Annotated in this window: 27 protein-coding genes; 14 read left to right on the plus strand and 13 right to left on the minus strand. The window is 62.0% G+C overall.

The window, feature by feature from the left end:
• Positions 1-108: 108 nt before the first annotated feature.
• Together PSH96_RS05175 and PSH96_RS05180 are read left to right on the plus strand one after the other, a co-directional pair.
• Positions 109-768 (plus strand): FadR/GntR family transcriptional regulator, encoded by a 660-nt coding sequence (locus PSH96_RS05175; protein ID WP_305457910.1) that lies wholly within the window; start codon positions 109-111, stop codon positions 766-768.
• A complete protein-coding gene (locus tag PSH96_RS05180; RefSeq protein WP_305457912.1) occupies positions 758-2,023 on the plus strand; it encodes a CynX/NimT family MFS transporter in 1,266 nt (421 codons plus the stop codon). The genes PSH96_RS05175 and PSH96_RS05180 overlap by 11 nt, the downstream gene beginning before the upstream one ends.
• Here the strand turns inward: PSH96_RS05180 and PSH96_RS05185 are convergent.
• From PSH96_RS05185 to PSH96_RS05225, 9 genes are all read right to left on the minus strand, one after another.
• Positions 2,020-2,664 carry a DUF1120 domain-containing protein gene (locus PSH96_RS05185; RefSeq protein ID WP_305457914.1) on the minus strand — a complete coding sequence of 215 codons (645 nt, stop codon included), beginning with the start codon at positions 2,662-2,664 and terminating at the stop codon, positions 2,020-2,022. The two genes, PSH96_RS05180 and PSH96_RS05185, sit on opposite strands and share 4 nt — an antisense overlap.
• Before the next feature lie 25 nt (positions 2,665-2,689).
• The gene (locus PSH96_RS05190; protein WP_305457916.1) at positions 2,690-3,829 is read right to left on the minus strand and encodes a DUF1120 domain-containing protein; all 1,140 of its coding nucleotides are present in this window, start codon (positions 3,827-3,829) and stop codon (positions 2,690-2,692) included.
• Positions 3,830-3,840: 11 nt separating this feature from the next.
• The gene (locus PSH96_RS05195; protein WP_370694324.1) at positions 3,841-6,294 is read right to left on the minus strand and encodes a fimbria/pilus outer membrane usher protein; all 2,454 of its coding nucleotides are present in this window, start codon (positions 6,292-6,294) and stop codon (positions 3,841-3,843) included.
• Between the two features lie 118 nt (positions 6,295-6,412).
• The gene (locus tag PSH96_RS05200) at positions 6,413-7,117 is read right to left on the minus strand and encodes a fimbria/pilus chaperone family protein (protein WP_305457918.1); all 705 of its coding nucleotides are present in this window, start codon (positions 7,115-7,117) and stop codon (positions 6,413-6,415) included.
• Positions 7,118-7,150: 33 nt separating this feature from the next.
• Positions 7,151-7,825 carry a DUF1120 domain-containing protein gene (locus PSH96_RS05205; protein WP_305457920.1) on the minus strand — a complete coding sequence of 225 codons (675 nt, stop codon included), beginning with the start codon at positions 7,823-7,825 and terminating at the stop codon, positions 7,151-7,153.
• A gap of 3 nt (positions 7,826-7,828) precedes the next feature.
• On the minus strand, positions 7,829-8,446 hold the full coding sequence (locus PSH96_RS05210; protein WP_305457922.1) for a DUF1120 domain-containing protein: 618 nt from the start codon (positions 8,444-8,446) through the stop codon (positions 7,829-7,831).
• A gap of 12 nt (positions 8,447-8,458) precedes the next feature.
• Entirely contained in the window at positions 8,459-9,073 is a 615-nt protein-coding gene (locus PSH96_RS05215) for a DUF1120 domain-containing protein (RefSeq protein ID WP_305457924.1), read from the minus strand.
• 42 nt (positions 9,074-9,115) lie between these two features.
• Positions 9,116-9,427 (minus strand): hypothetical protein, encoded by a 312-nt coding sequence (locus tag PSH96_RS05220; protein WP_305457926.1) that lies wholly within the window; start codon positions 9,425-9,427, stop codon positions 9,116-9,118.
• A 24-nt stretch (positions 9,428-9,451) separates the two neighbouring features.
• A complete protein-coding gene (locus PSH96_RS05225) occupies positions 9,452-10,075 on the minus strand; it encodes a DUF1120 domain-containing protein (RefSeq protein WP_305457928.1) in 624 nt (207 codons plus the stop codon).
• 394 nt (positions 10,076-10,469) lie between these two features.
• Here PSH96_RS05225 and PSH96_RS05230 point away from each other — a divergent pair, with 394 nt between their 5' ends.
• The 6 genes from PSH96_RS05230 (at position 10,470) to dacB (ending at position 17,136) form a co-directional block, all read left to right on the plus strand.
• Positions 10,470-11,288 (plus strand): response regulator, encoded by an 819-nt coding sequence (locus PSH96_RS05230; protein WP_305457930.1) that lies wholly within the window; start codon positions 10,470-10,472, stop codon positions 11,286-11,288.
• Between the two features lie 199 nt (positions 11,289-11,487).
• Positions 11,488-12,123, plus strand: coding sequence for a response regulator transcription factor (locus tag PSH96_RS05235; protein WP_305457932.1), 636 nt, complete (start codon positions 11,488-11,490; stop codon positions 12,121-12,123).
• Positions 12,124-12,213: 90 nt separating this feature from the next.
• Entirely contained in the window at positions 12,214-12,684 is a 471-nt protein-coding gene (locus PSH96_RS05240; RefSeq protein ID WP_305457934.1) for a nuclear transport factor 2 family protein, read from the plus strand.
• A 36-nt stretch (positions 12,685-12,720) separates the two neighbouring features.
• A complete protein-coding gene (locus PSH96_RS05245) occupies positions 12,721-13,044 on the plus strand; it encodes a GIY-YIG nuclease family protein (RefSeq protein ID WP_305457936.1) in 324 nt (107 codons plus the stop codon).
• Between the two features lie 83 nt (positions 13,045-13,127).
• Positions 13,128-15,542, plus strand: a complete 2,415-nt coding sequence (locus tag PSH96_RS05250) for a TonB-dependent receptor (RefSeq protein WP_305457938.1) — start codon at positions 13,128-13,130, stop codon at positions 15,540-15,542.
• A gap of 136 nt (positions 15,543-15,678) precedes the next feature.
• Positions 15,679-17,136: a D-alanyl-D-alanine carboxypeptidase/D-alanyl-D-alanine-endopeptidase gene (gene dacB / locus PSH96_RS05255; protein ID WP_305457939.1), complete on the plus strand. Its 1,458-nt coding sequence runs from the start codon at positions 15,679-15,681 to the stop codon at positions 17,134-17,136.
• A 1-nt stretch (position 17,137) separates the two neighbouring features.
• Here the strand turns inward: dacB and PSH96_RS05260 are convergent, their stop codons facing one another.
• Positions 17,138-17,917 carry an IclR family transcriptional regulator gene (locus tag PSH96_RS05260; protein WP_305457941.1) on the minus strand — a complete coding sequence of 260 codons (780 nt, stop codon included), beginning with the start codon at positions 17,915-17,917 and terminating at the stop codon, positions 17,138-17,140.
• Positions 17,918-18,037: 120 nt separating this feature from the next.
• Between PSH96_RS05260 and hmgA the strand changes: the two genes are divergently transcribed.
• The 4 genes from hmgA to PSH96_RS05280 all read left to right on the plus strand — a co-directional run bounded on the left by hmgA (position 18,038) and on the right by PSH96_RS05280 (position 22,775).
• Complete coding sequence (hmgA, locus tag PSH96_RS05265) at positions 18,038-19,321, plus strand: homogentisate 1,2-dioxygenase (RefSeq protein ID WP_305457943.1); 1,284 nt, start codon at positions 18,038-18,040, stop codon at positions 19,319-19,321.
• Positions 19,322-19,323: 2 nt separating this feature from the next.
• On the plus strand, positions 19,324-20,610 hold the full coding sequence (fahA, locus tag PSH96_RS05270) for a fumarylacetoacetase (RefSeq protein ID WP_305457945.1): 1,287 nt from the start codon (positions 19,324-19,326) through the stop codon (positions 20,608-20,610).
• 12 nt (positions 20,611-20,622) lie between these two features.
• Positions 20,623-21,267 carry a maleylacetoacetate isomerase gene (gene maiA, locus PSH96_RS05275; protein ID WP_305457947.1) on the plus strand — a complete coding sequence of 215 codons (645 nt, stop codon included), beginning with the start codon at positions 20,623-20,625 and terminating at the stop codon, positions 21,265-21,267.
• 137 nt (positions 21,268-21,404) lie between these two features.
• A complete protein-coding gene (locus PSH96_RS05280; protein WP_305457949.1) occupies positions 21,405-22,775 on the plus strand; it encodes an aromatic acid/H+ symport family MFS transporter in 1,371 nt (456 codons plus the stop codon).
• A gap of 84 nt (positions 22,776-22,859) precedes the next feature.
• Here the strand turns inward: PSH96_RS05280 and PSH96_RS05285 are convergent, their stop codons facing one another.
• Positions 22,860-23,663 carry a SirB1 family protein gene (locus PSH96_RS05285; RefSeq protein WP_305457951.1) on the minus strand — a complete coding sequence of 268 codons (804 nt, stop codon included), beginning with the start codon at positions 23,661-23,663 and terminating at the stop codon, positions 22,860-22,862.
• A gap of 187 nt (positions 23,664-23,850) precedes the next feature.
• Between PSH96_RS05285 and PSH96_RS05290 the strand changes: the two genes are divergently transcribed.
• Complete coding sequence (locus PSH96_RS05290) at positions 23,851-24,870, plus strand: Glu/Leu/Phe/Val dehydrogenase dimerization domain-containing protein (RefSeq protein WP_305457953.1); 1,020 nt, start codon at positions 23,851-23,853, stop codon at positions 24,868-24,870.
• A 55-nt stretch (positions 24,871-24,925) separates the two neighbouring features.
• Here the strand turns inward: PSH96_RS05290 and PSH96_RS05295 are convergent, their stop codons facing one another.
• Entirely contained in the window at positions 24,926-25,186 is a 261-nt protein-coding gene (locus PSH96_RS05295) for a YebG family protein (protein ID WP_003188807.1), read from the minus strand.
• A gap of 248 nt (positions 25,187-25,434) precedes the next feature.
• Here PSH96_RS05295 and PSH96_RS05300 point away from each other — a divergent pair, with 248 nt between their 5' ends.
• Complete coding sequence (locus PSH96_RS05300; RefSeq protein WP_056858911.1) at positions 25,435-25,923, plus strand: phosphate-starvation-inducible protein PsiE; 489 nt, start codon at positions 25,435-25,437, stop codon at positions 25,921-25,923.
• On the opposite strand, the gene PSH96_RS05305 is transcribed toward PSH96_RS05300, so the two are convergent.
• Complete coding sequence (locus PSH96_RS05305; protein WP_058419385.1) at positions 25,920-26,237, minus strand: DUF3509 domain-containing protein; 318 nt, start codon at positions 26,235-26,237, stop codon at positions 25,920-25,922. The genes PSH96_RS05300 and PSH96_RS05305 overlap by 4 nt on opposite strands.
• Between the last annotated feature and the right edge of the window lie 71 nt (positions 26,238-26,308).

Below are 26,308 nucleotides of genomic sequence, written 5' to 3' on the forward strand. Positions count from 1 at the left end.
AATACTGCTCCGTTTGTTGCCTAGGAACCCTAGTGCGTTGCCTTTGTAGGCAGATCTGAATAGGCTGTAGGAAAATTCATCCTATGATTGGATGAAAGTGAAAACTCCATGACAGACATCGCCCCCCTGATCAAACGCTCTTTGGTCGATCAAGCGTTGGAGCAACTGCGTTGGCGTATTACCGAAGGCAAATGGGCTATCGGTGAACGCCTGCCCACCGAGCCGGAGTTGTCCGCCGAACTGGGCATCAGCCGTAATACCGTGCGTGAGGCCATGCGCGTCCTGGCGTTCTCGGGTCTGATCGAAATCCGCCAGGGCGACGGCAGTTACCTGCGCTCGATGACCGACCCGTTGGGCACAATGCGTGCGCTGTCCCACTGCACACTGGCGCAGGCGCAGGAGACGCGGCAGATTCTCGAAGTGGAGGCCATCGGCCTGGCGGCATTGCGCCGTACCGAGGACGACCTCAAAGGGCTGCGTGAAGCCCTTGAGCGCAGCGGCGAGCTGTACCACGGTGATCTGGAAGCCTATATCAGCGCTGACCTGGTGTTTCACAAGCGCCTGGTGGATGCCGCGTGCAACCCGGCGTTGAGCGAGCTGTATCAGTATTTTTCCAGCATCGTCGGCGCCCAGTTGCGTCAGACCCTGAACATCTCACCCCGTCGCCAGGCGGTATTCGATCTGCATATCGCCTTGCTCGACGCGGTAGAAAACCAAGACCCCGAACGCGCCAAATCCCTCTGCCGGCAGTTGATCAATGAACCTTGAAGCCAAACGTACGACTGAACTCGAAGAACTGCTGATAGACGCCGAAGCCGATGACGAAGCCGTCCAGCAGGCCCCTGTGCAGGTGGCTCGCCCGTGGCTGTTGCTGCTGGGTCTGGTGCTGGTGGCGTTGAACCTGCGGCCGGCGCTGTCGAGCATGTCGCCGTTGCTGGCTGAAGTCTCCAGCAGCCTGGGGTTATCGGCGGCCAAGGCCGGGTTGCTGACCACCTTGCCGGTGTTGTGCCTGGGTCTGTTCGCGCCGACTGCGCCGATCCTGGCCCGACGTTTTGGTGCCGAGCGCGTGGTGCTGGGGATTCTGATCACCTTGGCCTGCGGCATCATTTTGCGCAGTGCGTTCGGTGAAGTGGGTTTGTTCGCGGGCAGCCTGATCGCTGGCGCGAGCATCGGCATTATTGGCGTATTGCTGCCGGGTATCGTCAAGCGTGATTTTGCCAGGCAGGCGGGCGCCATGACCGGCGTCTACACCATGGCGTTGTGTCTGGGCGCCGCGTTGGCAGCCGGGGCCACGGTGCCTCTGAGTCAGCACTTCGCCGACAGTTGGGCCATCGGCCTGGGGTTCTGGGTTGTTCCGGCGTTGCTGGCGGCCCTGTTCTGGTTGCCGCAAGTGAGGCAAAAGCACGGCGCCCATCAGGTGGCTTATCGGGTCAAGGGCTTGCTGCGTGACCCGCTGGCCTGGCAGGTGACTTTGTACATGGGGCTGCAATCGTCCCTGGCCTATATCGTGTTCGGCTGGTTGCCGTCGATCCTGATTGGGCGCGGCCTGAGTGCCACCGAAGCGGGCCTGGCGCTCTCAGGCTCGATCATCGTGCAACTGCTCAGTTCCCTGGCCGCACCGTGGCTGGCCACCCGCGGCAAGGACCAGCGCCTGGCGATTGTGGTGGTGATGCTGCTGACCCTCGGCGGCCTGTTCGGTTGCCTGTATGCGCCGCTGGACGGTTTGTGGGGCTGGGCGATTCTGCTCGGCCTTGGGCAGGGCGGCACCTTCAGCCTGGCGCTGACCTTGATCGTGCTGCGCTCGCGTGACGCTCACGTCGCCGCCAACCTGTCGAGCATGGCCCAAGGCATTGGTTACACCCTGGCGTCAATGGGGCCGTTTGCGGTCGGCCTGGTGCATGACTGGACCGGCGGCTGGTCGGCCATCGGCTGGATCTTCGGCGTGATCGGCCTGGGTGCGATTGTCGCGGGCCTGGGCGCCGGGCGTGCGCGCTACGTTCAAGTGACCAGCGAGAAACTCTAGAGGTAGACCACCTCCAGAGTGGCCGAGCCATCAAGCGGCGTTTGCGCGCTCAGATCCAAGTTCTGCCGAGCATTGATCACCGTCTGCACGGTGACGGTGCTCAGCAGTAAACCCAGCGCTGCCGGCCCGCTGACACTGCCCTCTACATCGGTAAAACCCAGGTAACTTCTGGAGCCGATATCGATGGGGTTCAGGTTGGACGTGCGCCACGCCAGGCCGCCGGTGGTGGACTCGGTGCCGAAGATCTGCGCGGTGTTGCTGGCTTGGGTCTGGCGCGGGTCGAAGGTCATGGAGTAGACCCCCAGGCGATTACCGCTGATATCGAACCCCAGGCCGTAGTAAATCTCGCTGTTGACCATGGCCGAGCCATCGCGGTTGTCGCGCATGCGCAGGGCATAACGCACGGTGCCGCTGCAGGCAATGCCGACGGTCAGGGTCTTGACGGGCAGGCGCGTAGCGGTCGCCAGGTTCAAGTCTTGCTGGGCGATCTTGCCGTAGTCGATCAAGGCGCCGCCGGGGAACTGCGGCAAACAGGCGGCGGGCGTGACCAGGCCTTTGACGCTCAAGTCCACTGCCGAGGCAGCCAGCAACGAGGGGGCGCAGGCCAGTAACAGCACGCTGTAAAGGACGTGGGTTTTCATGGGGCGGACTCCTTGCAGTGACGGGTTAGGGATAGATGATTTCAAGGGTGCCGGAACCGTTGATTCGCACCACCTCGCGCAGATCCAGGCTTTGCATGGGCGCCAGGTAAGTCTTGATGCGCAGGGTGCCGGTCAGGGTCTGGATGGCGACCGGGCCGGTGGTGACACCGGTCTTGTCGGTAAAACCGAGGATGCTGTTGGCGGCCATGGGGATCTGCCGTGCGGTGGAACTGCTCCACGCCACGCCATTGCTGGTGGAGTCGGTGCGGTACAGCGTGGGGAAGCTATCGGCGCTGAACTCCGCCGGGTCGATGGTCAGGTAAAAACGTCCGATCTTGTTGCGACTGGCGTCCAGGTCCAGGCCATAGGCGGTTTCATCGGTGCCGCCGGTGGCCGAACCGTCGCGGTTGTCTTTCATGCGCAGGGCGAAGGGAATCGGCGCGTCGCAGGTCACGCTCAAGCGCAGGGTGCGGATGGGCAGCGGCGATTCGTTGGTGGCACTCAAGTCCTTGGCATACAGGGTGCCGTAGTCCACCACGCCGTGGTCCGACAGCGAGGGCAGGCAGGCGATCGGCGCAAAGTGCGCACGCAGTGTCAGTTCCCGGTAGCGGCCGTGCTGTGCCCCGTACACCATTGCGGTGGTTTCCCAGGTGGTGGCATCGCGCACTTGTGTGGCGGCGAGGTCGGCCCAGGCGCGTAAGGTCAGTTGCAGCGACAAGGTGTTGCCGGTGAGTACCGCGCCGCGCTCGACCGGCGCAATGCCGTGGCCGGGACGCCACTCCAGCACGTTGCCAATAGCGACGGGCGCCTGGCCGGTGGCCGACAGCAAACCCAGTTCTACGGCGCGGCCGTCGAGCAGGGCGCTGCCGGCTTCGATGGCGTAACTGCCGTGCTCGGTAAATTGCAGGCGCTGCGGGTTGGCGGCCAGGGCGCGGTAGAACAGGCTGAGGTCTTCGGCTTGCGGGCAGTTGACGGTCACGCTCAGGCGCCGCTCGCCGAGCAGGCGTTGCGGCGCGCTGTCGTTCTGCGCCAGACGGCTCATCCGGCCGAAATCCACCAGCGCTTCGCTGACGTTCAGTTGGCATTCTTCCAGGGCCTGGGCAGTACCGGCGACGCCGAGCAGCAGCCACAGGCACAGTTGACGCAGATAAGGTGTGACGGGCATCGCGGACATCCTCAAGGCACGTTGCAACGTGCGGGAGCAGTTTCGAAGTACACCGACGGATCGGCCTTCGCCGGCAGTTCGTAGCGCAGCTCGCAACGCCCACCTTGCGGCGTGGTTATCCATAGCGTTGGCTGCTCCAATACATTGGGTAGAAACACCTGGCTGCCGTCCTGCACCAAGGTGACGAACTCACCACTGGCAGTGCTGACGGAGGCGCCCGCCGGCAGCGGCTCACCCTGGTCGTTGCTGACGGTAAGCAGCATGCGGCGGGTGAGACCGACGCCGAACTCAACCCGGTCCACGGCGCCGCGCCCGGCCGAGATCATTGCCAGGCCGTTGTTGATATCGGCATTGCGCGGCAGCGAACGGGTCTGCACTTCCACCGGGCTGCGGCCATAAGCGGCGACTTGCGGCACCACGGCCTGGCCTAGCCAGTCGGTCCACACCGGGCCGCTGGGCGTGCTGAGCTTGATGCCGCTCATGTCGCCGACCGATATCAGGGCGAAGGTGTCGCGCACCGGGTAGGGGGAAAAGGTCATGCCGTCGCTGTGCAGCACCACACCGCCGCGCGCGCCACCCTGGTAACTGGAACGCTCGGCATCGGAGCGGCTGTAGCTGAAATCGAGCTGGCTATAGCGCGGCAATGCCGAGACGCCCAGCGTGGTTTCTACCTGATGATCGCTGCTGTCGTGTTCGGCGCCGACGCGATAGCTGAGTTGATCGTCGATCTGCTCGGTAACGCCCAGGCCGGTGCGGTTTTCACCGCCGGAGTTACGCACCCAACTGCGCATTCTTCGGCTTGCGCCCAGCGGCACGCTGACGTTCAAATAGACTGCGTTGTCCTGTTGCTGGCTGCCGCCCATTTGCCACTCGGCACTGGCCGATAACGATACCGCGCCGATGCTCGTGCCCCATGAAGCCAAGGCGCGGCTGCTGCTGTCGCCGGCGAAATTGGCCGAGCGCGAAACCCCGGCGCTGAATGCGCCCAGCAGCGGGTGTGACCAGCCCAGGTTGAGGCTTTGCTGGTCGCGATAACGTGAGATGCGACGCTCGCTGTTGCGCCCAGGGCTGTCGTCGCGCGCGTAGGTGCTTTCTTCCAGTTCGCGATAACCGACGCTGCGCCAGGAGTTGGCGGCGCTGATCGACCACTGTTCGCCCAGGCGCTGGGACCATGACAGGTCGGTCTGCACGCCCGAGACCTTTTCCCACCCCAGGGAATTGGACAGCTGAGTCGACAGCTGGATCTGGCTGTCCAGCCACGGCAACCAGCCCAGGCTGGCGCCCGCCGAGCGGTATTCGCTGGCCGCCAGCACGCCTGTGCCCAGGGTCAATTGCGGGTGCAGGGCGCCGGTCCAGCCGGCGCTCATCACCCACGGATCATCGCTCTTGGCGTCACCCACATTGCGCACCCGGCCCGCCGCCACGGAATAGCCCGGCGCCGGTAATCCAAGGCCGAGCATCGCCGCCGGCACCGTGAAACGCCGTTCGCCACCGACACTTTCCTTGACCGTGACTTCGACGTCCGAGCGCGTGTTCAAGCGGCGTACATCGTTCAGGGTAAAGGGCCCGGCGGGCACCACGGTGGAATGAATCAGCGCGCCGTTCTGGCGCACTTCCACCTGTGCCGGGCTGTTAGCGATGCCTTGAATCAACGCGCCTTCGCCTTGTTCTTGCAGCGCATGTTCGGTGAGCACTTGCACGCCGGTGATCTGCGCACCGGACAGTACGGGGTTATAGAGGTTGATCTGCCCGGCTTGCAGCACCGCCTGGTGGCTGGCGAAGGTGCGTTGCGCATAGGCTTGCAGGTGAGTGCTGCGCGACAGCCCATCCTGCCAGGTCTGTACCTGGCGGCTGCGCACGATCCAGTCGCCGGCGTTGAACCCGACTTCGGTATTGGCTGAGCCAAAGCGGCTGGCGTCATCGCCGGAGCGGTTGTAAAAACCACTGAGGTCGTAGTTGAGCAGCCCGGCAAAACCGCCGGTCTCGTAGCCCGAAATATCCTGCTGCACAGGACGCAGGGCTTCGGTGGGCACCACCAGCGACACCGTCAGTGTGGCCGGGTCCGGCTCCACCAGGGTTTGTGGATACTGCGCGAGAAAATCCTGACAGCCCGGCGTGTCGCTGGGCGTCACCAGGTCAGCGGCGTCCAGCAAGGCGCGGTCCAGGCACAGGTTGCCCTGTTGATCGAAAGTCAAATCCTGTCGGCCACGCCGCTGGCCGTTTACCCGCAGGTTGACGGTGTGCCGCCCGGCGGCGAAGCGCGGTGCCGCCAGCAGCAGGCTGGCCAGCTGTGGGTCAATGCCGCGTTGATGCAGGGTCTGGGCATCGAAGCTCGAAGGGCTCGAGTCGTCGGCCCAGGATTTGGCGGGCAACAACGCACACAGCAATACCACCAGTGGCAGGGTCTGACTGGAGTGGCTGTCGGACACGGCTTCGCCGTCACGGTAGCTCAATACTGTTTTCAAGCAAGGTACTCGAATAGTGAACGCACAGGCCCGGAGCTCCCAGGCGTTCCGGTGACGGTCAATGAGCCGTCACTTCGTTATCAGGCGGCGGTCTGTATACGGCGCCTGTGGTTTTTAGTCAGAGGGTGATCGGTGCGTCGTAGGCCTTGACCGCAAATCCATACACCGTGGCCGGCTGCAGCCTGACCGTGGTGGCCTGGTCATTGCCGGCCGGCACACTCAATGCCTCACCCGGCAGTACATAGGTGCGCGGCAGCATCGCCTTGCGGTTACTCGGCAACAGCAGCAGTTCCTGCGCCAGGCGCACCACATACGGCGTGTCATTACGCACCTGCAATTGGCCGTCGCGCAGGGTCCAGGTCAGGTCGGTCCACGGCGTGCGGTTGGGCGCCAGGCCTTTGGGATGCACGATCACCGGCAGGTTCTGGCGCACGGTCACGCCCACACGGGCATGCCCGGCGGCGGTGGCCGCGCGGCCTTGGGGCATGCCTTCGAACACTGCGCGTTTAAGCCGCTGGGTGAGTAGCGGCTGCTGGTTCTGCAGGATGAAACGCACCAATTGGGATTTGGACGCCTCGACCCGCGACAGCGGCGGCGTCACCAGCAGCAGTGGCTCGGTGTCTTCAGGAATGTCCTGCAAGGTGACATGCAGCAGCGCGAGTTGGCTGTCAGTGTTGGTCACTGACACCGCCGCTTCGCCATCGGCTTCATGCACGATGACCACCGAAGTATCCGGCACCATGCCATCGGCTTTGACTTGATTGCCAAGGATCAGCAGCAGGGCGACAAGGCCCACAGCGGTGTTTGAGAATATCGTCGTCATGACGGGGTTTCCATTAGGCCAAAAGAGGATCGTTCAGAGATAGCGCAGGTCCAGGACAATCGAGCCGTCGAGCGGGACTTCCTGGTCCAGGGTCAGGTACTGCGAAAAATTGATGGCGGTGCTTACTTGAACCTGAACGGTCAACTGGCCGATGAAGTCCGGTTGGCGGTCCCCGACTCGCGCAAAGGCCATAAACACGCGAGGGTAGGCGTTGGGCTCCTGTGACCAGGTTTCGCCGTAGTCGATGGAAGCCATTACCTGCATGGGCTGCGCATCGCCCACGGCGTTGCGATAGGCCAACGCCACCGAACCCAGACGCTCCTGCGGGACGTGGATGTTCCTGCCCAGCCCGTAGAAGTAATCGGGGGCCGACGAGGAGTCGGCGCGATTATCGATGCCCACCAGCGCAAACAGCATCGGCCTGGCGCACTGCACGCGCAGGTCGAGCACCTGGACAGGCAGCACGGTGAACTCGTCGGCGTTGAGGCTGTGGGAAGGAATCTTGCCATGATCGACGGTGCCGTCATGGGTAAACTCGATAAGGCAGGCGTCAGGGGTGACCCGGCCGGTCACCGTGAGGTCGACAGTTGAAGCCGCGTGGGCATCGGCCAGGCACAGCAGGGCGGCGAGGCAACAGGCGAACCTGTTCAGTACCCGCACAGGTAGGCGCAGCCCATGCCCGACTCTGTTCAAGGGATGGGCGGCCATGGGTTAGAGGTACTTCACTTCAAGGGTGGCGGAGCCGTCGATGTTCACTTCGTTGCTCAAGTCCAGGCCATCGGCGCGATTGATGATGGTCTGCACCTCCAGATCAACGCTCAAGTCCTGGACAGGGACGGGTTGGGTGTCGTCATCCATTGCGGCGACGGACATGTACATGCCTGGGTCCCAGAACTTTTCCTGGTACCAGGTTTCCAGGTCATACGAGCCAATGGTTTGCACCACTGTGCCGTCACCCGTGACCGGGTTGCGCAGGGTGAGCGAATACCGGCCCAGTTTTTGGGTGTCGTTGATAAAACCCAGGCCGTAGTCCGTGGCGAGACCCGAACCCGTGCGGTTATCGATCGAGTGCAAGGCAAACAGGATAGGGGCGTCGCAATTGACTGCCATGCTCAGCGAATGGTTGCCAATCACGGTAATACGGTCTGAGTTCAGGTCTTTGGCGGAAATTTTGCCATGGTCGATCACGCCTCTACCGGACAGGCTGGGCGTGCAGGCGCTGGGCACAATCAGGCCCTTTACCGTCAGGTCGACGCTGGAAGCGGCGAACGTGTTCGCCGAGTTAAGCAGCAATACACTGGCGGCCAGAGCGGCCAATCGTACTTTCATCGGTGCGGCTCCTTAAAGGTAATTGACTTGTACGGTGGCGTGGCCGTCGATAGGCACTTCGTCGGTCAGCGTCAGGCCGTTTGCGGGTGCAATGTGGGTGATCAGGCGGATCTCGGCGTCCAGTTCCTCGATCGCAATCGGCATCACGCCATCGTTGTTGGCAACGGCTGTCAGCAGGGTGTGGCTGAGCATTGTCGAGGGCATCCAGGTCACGCCGCCATCCCTGGAGGTGATGGTGCGCACCGGCACGCCGTCGGCTACCGGCACGTAGAGGCCAAGCCCGGCATCACCGACTTTTTCATCATTGGGCGTCATGCCCAGGCCATGCCAGCTGAAGTGGTTGGCGGTGGTGCCTGCGCGGTTGTCGATGGTGTTGAGGGTGAAGAACGTCGGCCCATCGCAGCGCACGCTCAACAGCATGATTTCCCGTGGCAGATCGGTGTAGGTGTCGGTATTGAGGTCCTTGACCGATACCTTGCCGAAGTCGACGTTGCCGCCGCCGGAGACCACCGGCGCGCAGGCGCTGGGGGTGATAATGCCTTGGACAAGCAACTCGGTATTACTGGCGGCGAACGCTGTCGGGCAGAGCAGCAAGGCGCCGATCAAGGGGGTGGCAAAAACCTTCATGGTCAGTGGGTCTCCTCGGGCATGGGGGCGGGTTAAGGGGGGTTACAGGTACATGACTTCAAGGGTCGCGGCGCCATCGAGAGGCACTTCCTGGGTCAATGTCAGGTCGTTCGCAGGTGCAATTGCGGCACGCAGCGTGACGTCCATGCTCATGTCCTGCAGTGGGTGGGGAGCCCAGTCGCTGCTGTTGCGGCTACCCAGGGCCACCCAGTTGTCGGGGCCGATGCCGTCGCTCTCGACCAGCTCCCACCAATCGCCTTCGGAATTCATGATCAGCACGGTCGAAGGGATCGGGGCGACGGGGTTGCCGAATGACAACTGAAACGCACCGAGCTTCTCTGTCTGGTTGATCACGCCCAGGCCAAAGGCATTGGCGATTTACAGGTACCTGACTTCGAAGGTCGCGGAGCCGTCGATTGCCACCTCGCTGGTCAAAGTCAGGTTTTTTGCGGGCTCGATCGAGGCAACGACAGTGACGTCCATGATTGCGTCCTTGATCGGGTGCGGTGCCCAACCGGAGTCACCACGGCTGCCCAGCGCCACCAGGTCATTTGGCGCAATGCTGTCGTCCGGAAGGATTTCTGTCCATCGACCCTCGGCGTTGTACATCGCTACCAGCGTGGAGGCCGTTTCGGCGACGGGGTTGCTGAACACCAAGCTGAAGGCGCCGAGTTTCTGGGTGTCGTTGATCAAGCCCAGGCCAAAGGCGAAGGCATAAGCGGCAGAACCTGCGCGATTGTCGACGGGGTGAATGGCAAACAGAGTCGCGGCATCGCAGTTCACGCTCAGTTGCAAGGTCTGGCGCTTGAGCCAGGTTCGGGTGTCGACATTCAGATCTTTCGAGGCGATTTTCCCGAAGTCGACATCGCCCGGCAGGCTGGGGGTGCAGGCGCTGGGGGTGATCAAACCTTTGACGGTCAAGTCGACGCTGCTGGCGGCCAATACCGAGGAAGTCATCGCGAGCAGCAGGGCACTGCTCAACAGGGATACAGGGGTCTTCATTTTAATGTTCCATTGCAAACTGGCAGATAGAGGCGCGTGCAGGGCTACGCCCGGCCCGGTATGAGCGGGTGGTTGGCCAAGCGGCGGTCTCGATGTTTATTGGCTGTTGCCGGGGAGTGGCAAGCCGACCCTCTTTGGGGTGAGCACAATTTAGCGAGGGGGATGCGCAGGGGAAATACAACTAATACGACATTGGCAGGACGGCGCGAAGGCAACGATTCAGGGGGGGATTTTCGTAGTAGTTGTATGGGCTTTTATTAACTCAAAAGGTTATTTGTTTGCGGCCGATAGCATTCAAAAGAATGCGTCGACCATTGCTGCATGACGGGCCTCACGGGCTATTGCGCCAGTGCTGCGGATTGCTGCCGGATCAATAGTCGCGATAGAGGTACTGATGGGTTCGCTGGTAGGTTCAACCACAAGAGCGAGCCGCCTGCTGAAGCCGCCAGGCACACCTGCGTTTCATTGGCGGCGCCTGCGCGTGCTGGTGGTGGATGACCATTCTGCCTATCGCCTGTTGCTGGGTGGGTTATTGCAGAAACTGGGGCTGGGACACGAGGTGGCCGCCGACGGCTACCTCGGGCTGGTGGCCTATACCAGTCGCCCCTTCGATCTGGTGATCAGCGATTGCCAGATGCCCTTTATGGACGGCTACAGCATGGCCCGCGCCATTCGCCAACATGAGTGCGACACCGGGATGAGACGCGTGCCTATCATTGCCTTGACCGCCAACCTGCAAAACGACAGCCCCAAACGTTGCCGCGATGCCGGCATGGATGCCTGGTTGATCAAGCCACTGACGCTGGAACAATTGCACGCAGTGCTGGCGCGTTGGTTGCCGGGCGAGGATGACTGCTCCGTCGCCCAGGAGACTGTTGCGCCGCGCGCCGGCTGGCCAACCCGGGCCACGCTGGTCGCAACCTTTGGCAGTGGGGATATCGTCGATCAGTTGTTGGAAACCCTGTTGCTGGAAGCGTGGGAAGACCATCGTGTATTGCGCCATGCCTGCTCGACGTTGAACGCGCCACTGACGGCTGAGCGCCTGCATCGTTTGGTCGGCAGCCTGGTGTTTTTGGGCGGTACCGGCCTTGAGTCGTGTGCCGTGAAGCTGATTGAGCAGGTCCGGTCCCAGGGCGTTGCCGCGCACAAGGTGCAATTGGAATTGTTCCTGGCCCGGTTGCTGGTGTATCTCGAGTACCTGACCGAGGTCTGAAGAACGGTATTTGCTTCAGGCGTTTGCAATCCGACGATCTAGTTTTGGTTGTAGGTTTTTTCCTGTTGTTCTGTAGGCAAAAAAATGTGAACTAGTGAACATTGGGGGCGACTGCAAGCGTCTGTTTGTTAGCGGTTGTTGATGAGCACCTGCGGGGGTATTTTGCGCGGATTCAAGTTGCCATCATTCGTGGGGATTTATGCTTCGAGTAATTATTGCTGACGATCACCCCATTGTTCGTATCGGGCAGAAAGTCGTGATTGAGGCGCACGGCCGATGCAAAGTGGTCGCTGAGGCTGATGGCCCCGATCAACTGCTCTGCCTGTTAAGTACCACGCCGTGCGATGTGATCGTCACGGACTTCGCCATGCCGGGCGGCCAGCAGGCCGATGGCTACGGCTTGTTGAGCCTGTTGCACCGCCAGTATCCGCAGTTGCCGGTGATTTTGGTGACCATGTTCGCCAGCGTCGCCACCTTGCGTGCTTCCTTCGCCCATGGGGCCAAGGCGGTGGTGGCCAAAAGTGCTTCCGCCAAGGAACTGCCCCTGGCGATCAAGGCTGTGTGTGCCGGCCAGACCTTCGCCAGTGAGTCGCTGCGCGTGCAAATGGTCGAGGCGGGCACGGGCGATCAGTCCCAGGAGCCGCAATTATCCTGCAAGGAGCGCGAGGTGGTGCGCATGCTGGCCAGTGGCATGACCGTCAGCGAGATCGCGGCACAGGTCAATCGCAGTATTTCCACGATCAGCAAGCAGAAAAGCACGGCCATGCAGCGGCTGAGTATTTCCACCGATGTTGACCTGTTCGCCTATGCTCGCAGTGTTGGAATGGTGCCGTAGGCTCATCATTTGCGTGGCGAATGTCAGTAGCCAGCGCAGCGTGGGCAGCTTATCGTGCGCCTATTCTTTCGACGCCTGCGGAGCCTGCCCATGAGTGATGCCCATAACGCCCTGATCATCGCCTTTTACAGTGCGTTTCAACGCTTGGACGCCGAAGCCATGGCTGACTGCTACACCGACGACGTGGTATTCAGCGACCCGGCGTTCGGCGAGCTGCGCGGCCGTGACGCCGGGGACATGTGGCGCATGCTCACCACGCGGGCCAAAGACTTTTCCCTCACGTTCGACCACGTGCGCAGTGACGAAACCACCGGCAGTGCGCATTGGGTGGCCACGTATTTGTTCAGCGCCACCGGCAACACAGTGGTCAACGATATCGGCGCACGCTTTGTGTTTCGTGATGGCAAGATCTGTGAGCATCACGACCACTTCGACCTGTGGCGTTGGTCGCGCCAGGCCCTGGGCTTGAAGGGCTGGTTGCTGGGTTGGTCGCCGGCGTTGAAAAACGCCGTGCGTGCCCAGGCGCTTAAAGGCTTGAAGGCATTTCAGGCGGGTCGTTGATAAGATTGGCGCTCCTCTGGTTTGCCGAAATGACCTGTGACTGATCTTCCTGAACCCAAACCCTGGTTCGTCTACCTGGTGCGTGCCGCCAATGGTTCACTCTATTGCGGCATCAGCAACGATCCGCTGCGCCGATTTGCTTGCCACCAAAGCGGCAAGGGCGCGCGGTTCTTTCTGTCCAGCCCGGCGGTTGCGCTGGTGTACACCGAGCAATGTGCGAGCAAGGGCGAGGCGCTGCGCCAGGAGCGACTGATCAAAAAACTCAAGAAGAGCGCCAAGGAATGCCTGGCGGCGAGCGGTGCAGCGCATGGGGTGTCGCATTCAGGCGCAATAAATAAAAATATTTGCAAACAAAGGTGAGGTAAATCGCCCGCCCATCCGTGTAGTGTCTGAAACTGCGAGCTATTCGCATTAACAGTGTTTTCTACACGGGTTCTCACAGCATGAAGTCGACGGCGGGCGGTTGGGTAAAACAGTGGCTGGGAGCCTCGGTATTGGCAGTATCAGGGTTGGCGTTGCTGCCCCTGGCGATTGCGCAGGCGCAGGAACAACAAAGTGCCCAGTTCAACTTTGCCCTGGCAGCCAAACCGCTGCCCCAGGCGCTGAGTGATTTCAGCCGGGTGACCGGCATCAGCGTGATCTACACCGACGAAGCGCCCTATGGTCTCAAGGCCCCGGCGGTCAGCGGGCAGATGAGTGCCACCCAGGCCCTGCAACGGCTGCTCGGCAACTCAGGCTTTACCTTTCGCCAGATCGACGCCCGTACTCTGGCGCTTGAGCCTGTGCCCACCGACGGCGCAGTCAACCTGGGCGCCACCACCATCAGCGGCGCGAGCCAAGCCCAGGACACCACCAGCTATCAGCCACCGCCCACCAGTTCGGTGATGCGCTCCCACGGCCTGCTGCTGGAAACCCCGCAAACCGTCAACGTCGTGCCGGCCCAAGTGCTGCGTGACCAACAGCCGCGCAACCTGGATGACGCCCTGGGCAATATCAGTGGCATCACCCAGGCCAACACCCTCGGCAGCACCCAGGACGCGGTGATGCTGCGCGGTTTTGGTGACAACCGTAACGGCTCGATCATGAAGGACGGTATGCCCGTGGTGCAGGGCCGCGCGCTGAACGCCACCGCCGAGCGCGTCGAAGTGCTCAAAGGCCCGTCGTCTTTGCTGTATGGCATCCAGGACCCAGGCGGCGTGGTCAATATCGTCAGCAAAAAGCCCGAGCTGGTGCAGTCCACCTCGTTGACCGCGCGTGGCTCGACCTTCGGTGACGGCAAGAACGGCAGCGGCGGCAACCTCGACACCACCGGCCCGATTGGTGACAGCGGCCTGGCCTATCGGCTGATCGTCGACCACGAAGACGAGGATTACTGGCGCAACTTCGGCACTCACCGCGAAACGTTAGTGGCGCCGTCTCTGGCCTGGTACGGCGACACCACCAAAGTAGTGTTCGCCTATGAGCACCGCGAATTTCTCTCGCCGTTCGACCGTGGCACCGCCATCGACCCCAAGACCAACCACCCGTTGAACATCCCCGCGACCCGTCGCCTGGATGAGCCGTTCAACAATATGCAAGGCCGCTCCGACCTGTACCGCCTGGAAGTCGACCACGACTTGAACGACGACTGGAAGGCGCACTTCGGCTACAGCTGGAACCGCGAAACCTACGACGCCAGCCAGGTGCGCGTAGTCAAGGTCAACACCAACGGCACCCTGACCCGCAGCATGGACGGCACCCAAGGAGCACTGACCACCGACCGCTTCGCCACCACCAGCCTGGAAGGCAAGGTCAATGTCGGCGGCATGCAGCACGACCTGGTGTTCGGGCTCGACGACGAGTACCGCAAGATCTACCGTGCCGACCTGATTCGCCAGGCGCCGCGCGGTGTCTTCGACTACAACAACCCGGTGTATGGCAACGAAGTCGCGGGCACCAAAGTCAGCGCGCCGGACAGTAACCAGACCGACCTGCTGCGCAGCGATTCGCTGTTCTTCCAGGACGCCATTCACCTCAATGACCAGTGGATTCTGGTCGGCGGTGCGCGCTACCAGATGTACGACCAATACGCCGGCAAAGGCGTGCCGTTCACCGCCAACACCGATGGCAATGGCCAGAAGTGGGTGCCGCGTGCCGGCCTGGTGTATCGCTACACCGATCAACTGTCGTTCTACGGCAGCTACACCGAGTCGTTCAAACCCAACTCCACCATCGCACCGTTGGCGAACAAAAGCGTGCTGGACGGCAGCCTGGAACCGGAACAGTCCAAGGCCTGGGAGCTGGGCACCAAGCTCGACATACCGGGGCGCATCACCGCGAGTGCGGCGCTGTTCAATATCGAAAAACGCAACGTGCTGGTGCAGGTCGGCGACGGTTTGGCCGCCGTCTACAGTGTGGCGGGCAAGGTACGTTCCCGTGGCCTTGAGCTGGACGCCAGCGGCCAGCTCACCGACAACTGGAGCCTGATCGGCAGCTACGCCTACACCGATGCCGAGGTGACCGAAGACCCGACGCTCAAAGGCAATCGCCTGCAAAACGTGGCGAAAAACACTGCGTCATTGTCGGCCGTGTATGACTTCGGCAGCCTCTTGGGGGGTGACCAACTGCGTGTGGGCGCCGGTGCACGTTACGTGGGCGAACGGGCCGGGGACGCGGCCAACAGCTTCGAACTGCCGAGTTACACCGTGGCCGATGCGTTTGCCAGCTACGACACCAAGATCGACGGCCAGAAGGTCAAGTTCCAGCTCAACGTGAAGAACCTGTTTGATCGCACCTACTACACCTCGTCGGTGAACACCCAGTTTGTGTCCATCGGCGATGCGCGGCAGGTGTCGGTTTCCAGCACCCTGCAGTTCTAAGGCAGGCGACATCCTGTGGCGAGGGAGCAAGCTCCCTCGCCACAACAGGCCCGATCCCACAGCAGCCACGCTCGCCACAACGGCATTGAGCTGGTAGCGTTGCCGCCACTGAATTTTTTGCGGGAAAACGGTACTGATGCAGTTGGGTCGATGGATACACACCAGCGCGATGCTGGTGGGCTTGAGTTTGTTACTGGGTGGTTGCGCCACGCCTTCGAAGACGGCTACCGGCCAGAGCCTCGACCAATTGCTGGCCGACCCGGCGCTGCAGGGCGCTTCGGTCTCGCTGATGGTGCGGGACGCCAACAGTGGCGCCACGCTGTATCAGCACAACCCGCGCACGCGGCTGGTGCCGGCTTCCAACCTCAAACTGCTGACCACGGCCGCAGCCATGGATGTGCTCGGGCCGCAGTACCGGTTCGCCACGCAACTGTTGAGCAACGGCATTCGCCAGGGCGACCGTCTGACTGGCAACCTGTACCTGCGTGGCCTGGGCGACCCGACCATTCAGTTCGCCGATTACCAGGCGTTGGCGGCGCAGTTGGCCAGCCAGGGCGTGCGTCAGGTGCAGGGCGATCTGGTGTTTGACGACACCTGGTTTGACGCCGAGCGGCTGGGTGTCGACTGGTCCCACGATGATGAAACCACCTACTACGGCGCACAGATTTCGGCGCTGACCGTGTCACCCAATACCGATTTTGATGCCGGCAGCGTGCTGGTCACCGCCAAGGCGCCAGCGCGGGCCGGGCAGGCCGTGAGTGTCGACATCTTCCCGCCGACCAACTACCTGCAACTGAGCAACCGCGCTATCAGTGGTCCGGGCAACACCTACGGGATCAACCGTCGCCATGGCACCAACCTGCTGCAGCTCAGTGGTGCCGTGGCGCCGGGGCGACAGAGCGAGCAGCTGGTGAGTGTGTGGGAGCCAACGCAACTGGTGGCCAACCTGTTCGAGCAAGCGCTGGCGCAGCAAGGCATCATGGTGCTTGGCCGTCGAGTGATGGGCGGCGCAAGCCCGGCGGCGGTAACGGTACTGGCCGAGCATAAATCGGCGCCGTTGCAGGAATTGATTACGCCGCTGCTCAAACTCTCGAACAACAATATGTCCGAAGCCTTGCTCAAGGCCATGGGCCGCCAGACGGCCAACAGCGGCACAGCGGCAGCGGGTGCGGTGGCGGTGGCCGGGTTTCTCAAGCGCCAGGGGCTGGACACGGCGACGCTGAGCCAGGTCGACGGCTCGGGCCTGTCGCGGCGTAACCTGGTGTCGTCACAGAACCTTACCGACCTGCTGCTGGCCGCGAGCAAACAGCCGTGGTTCAACGCCTGGTACAACGCGTTGCCGATTGCCGGTAACACCGATCGCATGACCGGCGGCAGCCTGCGTTATCGCCTGCGCGGTACCGCGGCCGAGAACAACCTGCATGCCAAGACCGGCTCCATGGGCGGGGTGTCGTCCTTGAGCGGTTACATCACCGATACCAAAGGGCGCAAGCTGGTGTTCTCGATGCTGAGCAACAATTACGTGGTGGGCGGCGCGCAGGTCAAAGCCGTGGAAAACCGCGTGGCGTTGGCCCTGTCACGCTGGGACGAGTGATTCAGGGCTGATAGCCCATGCGCCAACTCACGGCCCGGGTCGCCGCCAGCAAGCGCTGCGCCGCCGGGCCGTCTTCATCGGCATGGAACAGTGAGGTGGGGCCGACCACGGTCATCACCGCCGCGACTTGCCCAACCGCATTGAACACCGGCGCCGACAACGCATCGACGCCGGGCATCAGCAAACCATGCACAAAGTGCAGGCCCCGGCTGCGGATCTGTGCGCAGGTGCTGGCGTAAGCCTTGTCGTCCGCCAGGGCATGGGCAGTCCCGGCCTGAATCTCGCGTTCGCGCAATTCCACGGTTTCCCGAGAGGGCAGGTAAGCGCTAAACACCAGCCCGGTGGACGAGCTGAGCAGCGGCAACACTGAACCCAACTGCGTCACCACGGTGACGGCACGCACCGCCGGTTCGATCTGCACCACGGTCGCGCCCTGGTTGCCCCACACCGCCAGAAAGCAGGTTTCATTCAACTCATCGCGCAGTTCTGCCAGGGGCATCGCGCCGACTTTCAACACGTCCATGCTGCCCAGCGCCGCCAAGCCCACGCGCAACGCCTCGCGGCCCAGCCCGTAGTGGTTGGTGGCGGTGTTCTGCTCGGCAAACCCCGACGCGATCAGCGCCTGCAAATAGCGGTGGACCTTGCTCGCCGGCATCTGCACATGTTCGGCCAGACGCGACAGCGAGGTGGCGGGGGACAGCTCGGCCAGCGCCTTGAGGATATCGGTGCCCACTTCGGCCGAGCGGACTTTCTGTTTACCGGTGTCGCGGGGCTTTTCCATGGAAGGGCGAGAATCCGAGAGATGAATGGGCGTCTTTATAGCTTGACGGTCGATAGTGATCAAATTACGTTATGCGTAACTGGATTACGATAAAAACAACTTCCGCACAGAGGACGGTCCATGAACCTCGAATACCAGTCGGGTTTCGGCAATGAGTTCGCCAGCGAAGCGTTGCCTAGCGCATTGCCGGTCGGCCAGAATTCCCCGCAAAAAGCTCCCTACGGCCTGTACACCGAGCTGTTCTCCGGCACGGCCTTTACCATGGTGCGCAGCGAAGCCCGCCGCACCTGGCTGTATCGCATTCAGCCGTCGGCCAACCACCCGGCGTTTATCAAGCTGGAACGGCAATTGGCCGGTGGGCCTTTGGGTGCGGTGACACCGAACCGCTTGCGCTGGAACCCGCTGGATATTCCCGGCGAACCGACTGACTTTATCGACGGCCTGGTCGGCATGGTCGCCAACTCCGGGTCGGAAAAACCCTCCGGCATCAGCGTCTACAACTACCGCGCCAACCGTTCGATGGAACGGGTGTTCTTCAACGCCGATGGCGAACTGTTGATCGTCCCCGAGCAGGGCCGCCTGCGTATCGCCACCGAGTTGGGTGTGCTGGACGTCGAGCCGCTGGAAATCGTGGTGCTGCCCCGGGGTCTGAAATTTCGCATCGAACTGCTGGATGCCCAGGCACGCGGGTACGTTGCGGAAAACCACGGCGCGCCACTGCGCCTGCCGGACCTGGGGCCAATTGGCAGCAACGGCCTGGCTAACCCGCGTGATTTCCTCACACCGGTCGCTCACTACGAAGACAGCAAAAAGCCGACCACGCTGGTGCAGAAATTCCTCGGCGAACTGTGGGCCTGCGAGCTGGACCACTCGCCGCTGAACGTGGTCGCCTGGCACGGCAATAACGTGCCGTACAAATATGACCTGCGCCGTTTCAACACCCTCGGCACGGTGAGTTTCGATCACCCGGACCCGTCGATTTTCACCGTACTGACCTCGCCCACCAGCGTGCACGGCCTGGCCAACCTCGACTTCGTGATCTTCCCGCCGCGCTGGATGGTGGCCGAAAATACCTTCCGCCCGCCGTGGTTCCATCGCAACCTGATGAACGAATACATGGGCCTGATCCAGGGCGCCTACGACGCCAAGGCCGAGGGTTTCCTGCCGGGCGGCGCGTCACTGCACAGCTGCATGAGCGCCCACGGCCCGGACGGCGAGACCTGCACCAAAGCCATCAACGTGGCGCTGGCGCCGCACAAGATCGATAACACCATGGCCTTCATGTTCGAGACCAGCCAAGTGCTGCGCCCCACACAGTTCGCCCTTGAGTGCCCACAACTGCAACCTTCTTACGACGCGTGCTGGGCCTCGCTGCCCGCCACCTTCAACCCGAACCGGAGATAACCATGACTCAGCCAACACTTGCCCGCAGCTGGGTAGCCTCCGCCAACGGCCACCGCGATTTCCCCTTGCAGAACTTGCCGCTGGGCGTGTTCAGCATCAATGGCTCGGCCCCGCGCAGTGGCGTGGCAATTGGCGATTCGATTCTTGACCTGCACGCTGCGCTGGACGAGTTTGAAGGTGAAGCACGCCGTGCGGTCGAAGCCACTGCCGGTGGCCAACTGAACGGCTTTTTCGAACTCGGCCGTGGCCCACGCGTAGCCTTGCGCGAGCGCCTGCTGGAACTGCTCGCCGAAGGCAGCAAGCTGCACACCCGTGAGGCGCAGGTACTGCACCGCGCGGCGGATTGCCAGATGCATGTGCCGGCGAAGATCAACGATTACACCGACTTCTACGTCGGCATCGAACACGCGCAAAATATCGGCAAACTGTTCCGTCCCGACAACCCGTTGCTGCCCAACTACAAGTACGTGCCGATTGGCTATCACGGTCGCGCCTCGACCATTCGCCCCTCGGGCACGGACGTACGTCGGCCTAAAGGCCAGACGCTGCCGGCCGGCCAGACCGAGCCAACCTTCGGCCCGTGCGCGCGCCTGGATTATGAGTTGGAACTGGGCATCTGGATCGGCCAGGGCAATGCCATGGGCGACTCGATTGCCATAGGCGACGCCGCTGAACATATTGCCGGTTTCTGCCTGCTCAACGACTGGTCGGCACGGGATATCCAGGCCTGGGAATACCAGCCGCTCGGCCCGTTCCTGTCGAAAAGCTTCATCACCAGCATCTCGCCGTGGGTGGTCACTGCCGAAGCGCTGGAGCCGTTCCGCAAGGCCCAACCGGCACGTCCCGCAGGTGACCCGCAGCCGCTGCCGTACCTGCTGGATACGCGTGACCAGGCCACGGGAGGCCTGGACATCGAGCTGGAAGTGCTGCTGACCACCGCTGCGATGCGCGAGCAAAACCTGCCGGAACACCGCCTGGCCCTGAGCAACACCCAGCACATGTACTGGACCGTAGCGCAGTTGGTTGCACACCACAGCGTCAACGGCTGCCAGCTGCAGGCTGGTGATTTGTTTGGTTCGGGCACCTTGTCCGGGCCGCAACCGGGGCAGTACGGCAGCCTGTTGGAAATCACCGAAGGCGGTAAAAAGCCGATTGAACTGGCCTCCGGTGAAGTGCGTAAATTCCTTGAAGATGGTGACGAAATCATCCTGCGTGCCCGTTGCAGCCGTGAAGGTTTTGCCTCCATCGGTTTCGGCGAATGCCGTGGCACCGTGATCGCAGCACGCTAAGAGGGCAGGGCGATGCAACTCTATACCTACTACCGTTCTACGGCGTCGTACCGGGTGCGCATTGCCCTGGCGCTCAAGGGCCTGGACTTTACCGCCGTGCCGGTTAATTTGCTGGTGCCGCCGGGCGGCGCGAATCGCCAGCCCGACTACCTGGCGATCAACCCGCAGGGCCGTGTACCGGCGCTGCGTACCGATGAGGGTGAACTGTTGATCCAATCACTGGCAATCATCGAGTACCTGGAAGAGCGTTATCCACAGGCGCCGCTGCTCTCCAAGGACTTGGCGGCCCGTGCCCATGAGCGGGCGGTGGCGTCGATCATTGGCTGCGATATCCATCCGTTGCACAACTCCAGCACGCAAAACCTGTTGCGCAAATGGGGGCATGACGAGGCGCAAGTGCTCGAGTGGATCGGGCATTGGATAAGCCAGGGCCTTGGCGCGGTGGAACAGTTGATTGGCGATGAAGGTTTTTGTTTTGCTGACCAGCCGGGGATGGCGGATGCGTTTCTGATCCCGCAGCTGTACGCGGCTGAGCGCTTCAAGGTGCCGTTGGGCGCGTACCCACGTATCGGGCGAGTGGCCGCGCTGGCGGCGCAGCATCCGGCGTTTGTGCAGGCGCATCCGGCGAATCAACCTGACACCCCTGACACACCCTAAATCAATGTGGGAGCTGGCTTGCCTGCGATAGCGGTCTATCAGTTGATAATGCACTGGCTGACACACCGTCATCGCAAGCAAGCCAGCTCCCACCGTTTGATCCGCGTCATCCTTATAAAAATAACAGGTACCTTGCGATGCACAATCAGATTGCCAGCTTTCGCGCGGCACTCGACGCCCGTGCGGTGTCGCGCTACCAGTGGTTGATTCTCCTGTTGCTGGCGCTGCTGCTGGTAACCGACGGCTATGACGCCCAGGTGCTGGGCTACGTAGTGCCTGCATTGGCCAAGGATTGGGGGCTGGAAAAAGCCGCGTTCGGCCCGGTATTCAGCGCCAACCTGTTGGGCCTGACCCTGGGCTCGTTATTGGTGACGCCGCTTGCCGACCGCTTCGGCGTGCGCCGCATCCTGCTTGGCTGCGTACTCATCTACGCGAGCCTTACCGTGCTGATGGTGTTCGCCAATTCCCTGACCACCCTGATGGCTGCGCGGTTTATCTGCGGCATCGGGATGGGCGGCGCGATGCCCAGCGCCATGGCGTTGATGTCGGAATATTCCCCGCCGCGCATGCGCACCCTGATGGTGACCCTGGCCGCCTGCGGCTTCTCGTTCGGTGGCGCGGCGGGTGGGTTTGTGGCGGCGGGGTTTATCGAAGGTTACGGCTGGCAGGCGGTCTTCCTGGCGGGCGGGGTGACGCCGTTGCTGCTGTTCCCTTTCCTGGTGTGGTTGCTGCCGGAATCCTTGCCGCGTTTGCTGCGGGATGCGCCGCCGTATGCGCGGTTGCAAAAGGTCACGGCGCGCATGCTGCCCGACTGGCAGCCACCGCAGGCGAGTGAGGTGCAAAACCTTCAGGAGCAGGGCAGCAAACTCACGGTGGTGGAACTGTTTCGCAACGGCTATGCGCGCCCGACCTTGCTGATTTGGGCGACCTTTTTTGTCAGCCTGATCCTGCTGTATTTCATGATCAGCTGGCTGCCGACGCTGCTGCTGGAGAGCGGCCTGGCGTTGAAGCAAGCGAACCTTGTGACCTCGATGTTCCTGTTTGCCGGCACCTTGGGCGCCATCGGCATGGCCTGGTTTGCCGACCGCCTGAAAAGCAAGGTGCGGTTGCTCTCCGGCGTGCTGGCGGCGGCTGCGGTCTGCACGATTTTGCTCGGGCTGAACCACGACAACCCGCGTTATCTGGTGGCCTGCGTGTTCGCGGCCGGCTTCTGCATTATTGGCGGGCAGCTGACGCTCAACGCCTTCGCCAGTAATTTCTACCCGGCACACGTGCGCGCTACCGGCACCGGCTGGGCGTTGGGTGTGGGGCGCTTCGGTTCAATCCTGGGGCCGCTGTTTGGCAGCATGTTGCTGGCGATGCATATTCCGGTGGAGCAGATTTTCTTCTTCTGCGCGATTCCGGCGGTGATTGCGGCGCTGTTGATCATTCAAGTGCGCTCGCCTGGCTCCAACGCGCCGCAGGGCCCGTTGCACAGCGAAATGCTCAAGGCACCGGCCAATCACTGATTCAAAGCAGATCAAATGTGGGAGCTGGCTTGTTGTGGCAAGCCCGCTCGCCACAATAAATCCTGATCGCCAAAAACAAGTAGTTCAGTGCACCACGGTGTTAGGCGGCAAATGCCCCAGCCGCTCGGCCAGGCGCAGGCGCTGGATCGGGTCTTCGCTCAGCAACAGGGCGTGTTCCAGGTCAAAGCGCTCGGCACTCGGGCAGTCCAGGCGCTGGTAAAGGCTGGCCCGCGCCAGGTAATCCGCAGCGCTGGCATTGCCCAACTCCAGCACGCGCTCGGCGTCGATCAGGGCCGACAGCGGGTGGTCGTTGGCCAGGTGCAGTTGGCGCAAGTTACGCGACAGCCGTTGCAGGATCGCGCGCGGTTCGGCGGTGAGCAGGTGCTCGGCCTGCAACTTGAGGTTTGGCCCGTACTGGCGGTGCAACAACTCGCGGCAGTCGTTGGGGTACAGGCGCCGGCCACCGCAAGGGTCCAACAGGTGGTCGGCACCGGGCACCCGCAGCAGGAAATGGCCGGGGAAATTAACCCCCGCCATGGGGATATCCAGGCGCCGCGCCATCTCCAGCGCGATCAGGCCCATGGCCAAGGGTTGGCCGCGTTTGCGCAGCAGTACCTTGTCGAGCAACGCGGCGGCGGGGCGTAGCGGTGTGGAATCATCCTGGGCAAACCCCAGGTCATTCATGCGCCGCAGCAACGGCTGGCCGAGTTCATCCGCCGGCAGCATGGGCATGCCTACGCTGATCTGTTGTTGCAGCAAGGTCAGGTCTTGCAGGATCAACAGGGGTTGCACGCTCGGATCGTGTTCAGCCGCCATCCACAACGCGGCTTCAAACAGCGCAGGCGGTGAGCGGTCCAGGCAGGCGAAAAAGGCTGTGCGGGGATTCATTGCATTCTCCGGCGGATGCCCACGTTTTAGCCTTGCTGTGAATTTTCGTCCAGTAACTTAGGAAATGTCCTGCGGGCTTATGTCCTGATGCCTATGAAACCTGGCGTCTTATTCCAGCGTGATTCAGCAGTTTTCTACCGCAAGCCTATACTGGGGCCTCTACCAGAAGTGATTCGGGAGCTTGACGATGTTTGCGCTTATGCACAGCACCCGCCTTGAATCGCTGCACCTGAGCGTCGACCCGGTCACCGGGTTGAAGGCCGTCATCGCCATCCACAACAGCCGCCTCGGCCCCGCCTTGGGCGGTTGCCGTTATCTTGCTTATCCCGACGATGAAAGTGCCGTGGCCGATGCCGCACGCCTGGCCCAAGGCATGAGCTACAAAGCTGCCCTGGCCGGCTTGCCGGTGGGCGGCGGCACGGCGGTGATCATCCGCCCCGTGCACGTGGAAAGCCGCGCCGCGTTTTTTGAAGCCTTCGGCCGTTGTATCGAAAAACTCGACGGCCGTTTTGTCACCTCAATCGACAGCGGCACTTCGGTGGCCGACATGGACTGCATCGCCCAACACACCCGCTTCGTTACCAGCACTACAGCCGCCGGCGACCCGGCGCCCCATGCCGCCATGGGGGTGTTCACCGGCATCCGCACCACCGCCATGGCGCGTCTGGGCAGTGACAACCTCGAAGGCCTGCGCGTCGCGATCCAGGGCCTGGGCAATGTCGGTTTTGCTCTGGCCGAACAACTGCACGCGGCGGGTGCCGAACTGCTGGTCAGCGACATCGACCATGGCAAGGTGCAACTGGCCATGGAGCAGCTCGGCGCACACCCCATCGCCAATGATGCGTTGCTCAGCACGCCGTGTGACATTCTGGCGCCGTGCGGTGTCGGCGCGGTGTTCAACCGCCACACGGTCGGCCAACTGCGTTGCGCCGCCGTGGCCGGTTCCGCCAGCGCGCAATTGACCACCCTGGACATTGCCGACCAACTGGAAGGGCGCGGCATCCTTTACGCTCCGGACTACGTGATCAACTCCGGTGGCCTGATCTACGTCGCCCTCAAACACGCCGGCACCGAGTTGCCCGCCATCACCGCACACCTGTCGAACATCGGCACGCGCCTCACCGAAATCTTCGCCCATGCCCAAGCCGAAAAACGCTCCCCCGCGCGGGTGGCGGACGAGCTGGCCGAGCGCCTGCTCTACAAATAGCCCAGGCATTAAAAAGGCCCTGAATCAATGATTCAGGGCCTGTTCAATTCGGGCTTTATTCTGCCGCCGGGTTCAGCAACTCGGACAATGCGTCCGGCTGGCTCTTGAACGCCTTGGCAAACACATCGCGATTTTTCGCCATGTAGATCCCGGCTTCCTCCACCTGCTGCTCGCTCAGGGACGGCACGGCTTTTTGCAACACTTCTGCCAGCAACTCAGCGAGTTCAAGCATCTTGTCATGACGGTCAGCTTCGGCTTTATCCATGAACAAACGCTCCAGATCTCGGCTGCTGCGGTATACCACTTCGACGGCCATTCACCACCTCACATGCCTTCACGATAGTTGTCTTTTGCGACTACTGTATTTATATACAGCCAAAAGGTTAAGTCAAACCACTGTGTTTGGGTAGCAGTTTTTTAATGTAGCCGGTAAATAGGGGTTTGCCGTGTCTCATGTCACCCCGCCATCATCTTATACCTGCCACTGGCCTTTTTTCTGCATGCAGAACAACCGTCACGTCTAACCCGCAATATCCGGTCGAGCCGACCTAAGGAAGCATCATCGTGAAAATCAACTGGGCCGAAAAGCTGCGTCAGCAAGTCCATGGGCTGGCCGAGTCGCTGGGCAATCTGTTCGTCGAGACGTTCCACTACCTGGCGCTGTTCGCCATTGGTGCCGTAACAGCCTGGGCGGCGGTGATGGAGTTTTTGGGGATGCTGGAGAACGGGCACATCAAGATTGATGACATCTTGCTGCTGTTCATCTACCTGGAGTTGGGCGCAATGGTCGGGATTTATTTCAAGACCAACCACATGCCCGTGCGCTTTCTGATCTACGTGGCGATCACCGCGCTGACGCGCCTGCTGATCTCCAACGTGTCGCACCACAACCCGCCGGACGTCGGCATCATCTACTTGTGCGGCGGCATTCTATTGCTGGCGTTCTCGATTCTGGTGGTGCGCTACGCTTCGTCGGCGTTCCCGTCGGTGAAGGTCGAAGGCCCGCGGCGCAAGGGCGAGGCGAGCCTTGAAACCGAGAAGGGCGAGCTTTAAAGCCCGACGCTGAAGGGCAGGGTGCGGGCGGGCGGTGGCTGCAAGAGTTTATGGCTGTCGCCGTCCGTCATCACCGCCAGAATCTCCATGGCGCTGTGGCCCTGTTCGATGGCGATGCCGAACTGAATGCTTTGCACCAGGCGCTTGAGCCGCTCTGGGTCGTTGCGTTGTTCGGCGCTGATCATGCGTTTGGCCACCACCCCCGTCTCGTCCGAGAGGGTGAGCATGATGCTGCCGTCGAGCCGTTGGATGCTCAGGTTGACGCGGTAGGTGGGCGTGAAGGTGTCAGTGATGATCTGAAAAGGATTGTCCATGGTGCGTTACCGCCTGATAAGAACATGCAGTCATTGACGACCGGTGTCTGGTTAAGTTCGCATTGCCTGAC

Source organism: Pseudomonas sp. FP2338, assembly GCF_030687515.1.
In the GTDB taxonomy this organism is placed as follows: Bacteria; Pseudomonadota; Gammaproteobacteria; order Pseudomonadales; family Pseudomonadaceae; genus Aquipseudomonas; species Aquipseudomonas salomonii.